Origin of the sequence: Streptomyces sp. NPDC005393 (assembly GCF_040606675.1) — a bacterium.
Classification (GTDB): domain Bacteria; phylum Actinomycetota; class Actinomycetes; order Streptomycetales; family Streptomycetaceae; genus Streptomyces.
The window spans coordinates 1-2,161 of sequence record NZ_JBEXFG010000126.1; the positions used below are offsets into that span (position 1 = coordinate 1).

Below are 2,161 nucleotides of genomic sequence, written 5' to 3' on the forward strand. Positions count from 1 at the left end.
CGGGGCCGCGACCTGATCAACACGTACGGACCCACCGAGGCCACCGTGATCGTGGCCACCGGTTGGGTGGACCCGGAACGCGAAGGGACGGTCCCCTTCGGTTCACCGGTGGCCAACACCGGGCTGTACGTGCTCGACAGGTCGCTCGAGCCGGTCGCGGTCGGTGTCGTGGGCGAGCTGTACGTGGCGGGCGCGCAACTGACGCGCGGCTACCACGGCCGCCCCGAACTCACCGCCGAGCGGTTCGTGGCCAGCCCCTTCGCCGGAGCCGGAACGCGGATGTACCGCACCGGCGACCTGGCCCGCTGGGAAGCCGACGGTCAGCTCACGTTCGCCGGGCGCGCCGACGAACAGGTCAAGCTGCGCGGGTTCCGCATCGAACTGGGTGAGGTGCAGGCGGTGGCGGCCGGGCACCCGGACGTGGCGCAGGCCGCGGTCGTCGCCCGCGAGGACACCCCCGGCGACAAGCGCCTCGTCGCCTACGTCGTCCCCGCCGACGGCGCGGGCGCCGGGCTGCCAGCGGCGGTGCGCGGCCTCGTGGCCGAGCGGCTGCCGGAATACATGGTGCCGACGGCGGTCGTGGTGCTGGACGAGCTGCCCCTGACCGTCAACGGAAAGCTGGACCGCAAGGCGCTCCCGGCGCCCGACTACGGCGACCCGGTGAGCCCGGGCCGGGCCCCCTCCACGCTCCACGAGGAGATCCTCGCCAGCGTCTTCGCCCAGGTCCTGGGCGTGGACACCGTAGGCGTCGACGACGACTTCTTCGATCTGGGCGGTCACTCGCTCCTCGCCGTCCGCCTGGTCAGCCGCGTGCGGGCCGTGCTCGGCGTGGAGGTGCCGCTGCGCGCGCTGTTCGAAGCGCCGACGGTGGCCCGGCTCGCCGCCCGGCTCGCCGACGCCGACCGGGCCCGTCTGGCCCTGACGGCCTGGGAACGCCCCGAGCGGGTGCCGCTGTCCTTCGCGCAGCGCCGCCTGTGGTTCATCGGCCAGCTGGAGGGGCCGAGCGCGACCTACAACATCCCGATGGCGCTCCGCCTCGGGGGCCGCATCGACGCGCAGGCGCTGAACGCCGCCCTGCGGGACGTCATAGGCCGCCACGAGGTGCTGCGCACCGTGTTCGCGGTGGCCGACGGCGAGCCGTACCAGCAGGTGCTGGCGCTCGCGAACCTGCCGTGGAAGCTCGACGTCGTGGACCTGTCCACCACGGACACCGAGGTGGACGTGGACACCGCGGTGGCGGAGGCGGCGAGCCACGCCTTCGACCTGTCGTCCGAGGTACCCATCCGGGCCTGGCTGTTCACGGTGGCGCCCGACGACCACGTGCTCCTGGTGGTGGTCCACCACATCGCCGGTGACGCCTGGTCAACGGGCCCGCTGGCCCGGGACGTCTCCGCCGCGTACGCCGCGCGCCGAGAGGGGCACGAACCCGAGTGGGCACCGCTGCCGGTGCAGTACGCGGACTACGCGCTGTGGCAGCGCGCGCTGCTCGGCGACGACCAGGACCCCGAAAGCCTCGTCTCCCGCCAGATGGCCTACTGGCGCGAGGCGCTGGCCGGGATTCCCGAGGAACTGACACTGCCCTTCGACCACGCGCGCCCGTCGGTGGCCAGCCACCGTGGGCACGGAGTCTCCCTGGAGATCCCGGCGGAGGTGCACGCGCGGCTGGTGGAACTGGCGCGGGCCGAGGGCGTGACGGTGTTCATGGTGCTCCAGGCCGCGCTGGCGGTGCTGCTGTCGCGGTTCGGAGCCGGAACGGACATCCCGATCGGGTCGGCGAACGCCGGACGCACGGACGAAGGGCTGGACGATCTCGTCGGCTTCTTCATCAACACGCTGATGTTGCGTGCGGACCTGTCGGGGGACCCGACGTTCCGCGAGCTGCTGTCCCGGGTCCGTGAGGCCGGTCTCTCCGGCTTCGCGCACCAGGACGTGCCGTTCGAGCGGCTGGTCGAGGAACTCGCCCCCGCGCGTTCCCTGGCCCGCCACCCGCTCTTCCAGGTGATGCTCACCCTGCAGAACAACGCCGAGGCGGTCGTGGACCTGCCCGGGGTCCAGGCGGGAGGAGCCTCGGCGGGCACGTCCGCGGCGAAGTTCGACCTCGAGTTCAGTGTCGGGGAGTCCTTCGGGCCCGGCGGCGTGCCGGCGGGTCTGCGCGGTGCGG

The 2,161-nt window shown here is 73.1% G+C and carries 1 protein-coding gene; it reads left to right on the plus strand.

The annotated features are described in order from the left end of the window. Window positions 1-2,161 (plus strand): condensation domain-containing protein (locus ABZS71_RS35520; RefSeq protein ID WP_356216967.1); only part of this gene is annotated, 2,161 nt, incomplete at both ends.